We start from the raw sequence: 326 nt of genomic DNA on the forward strand, positions 1-326 counted from the left end.
GGTGGGGCGATGTCGTTGTCGGCGATGGTGACGCTAACTGGTGCGATCGCCACTGGCAAGTATTCGGCAGCACTGTCGGCGGCAACGCTCGAAAGAATGAAACCGGTGTGGGTTCCTTCCACTATGCTGTCGTCGGTAGCTTTGACGGTGACAGTTTGCGCTGCATTCCAATTAGCCGGAGTGAAAACTATCGGAGCGATCGCATCTATTTGACTGCCCGTAGCTACATTGACGGTAACATTACCTGTCGGCGCTTTGGTAAGGACAATGCTGTAACTGCCTGCTGCACCGCCTTCTGCTGCATTGGTGCTATTAGGAGTGACGGC

General features: G+C 54.6%; 1 protein-coding gene. It reads right to left on the reverse strand.

The window, feature by feature from the left end; genetic code table 11:
* Positions 1-326, reverse strand: a 326-nt coding sequence (locus tag QUA70_RS17575) for a hypothetical protein (RefSeq protein WP_333348922.1), incomplete at both ends; no start/stop codon positions are given.

The organism is Microcoleus sp. LAD1_D5 (assembly GCF_036702115.1).
GTDB lineage: Bacteria > Cyanobacteriota > Cyanobacteriia > Cyanobacteriales > Microcoleaceae > Microcoleus.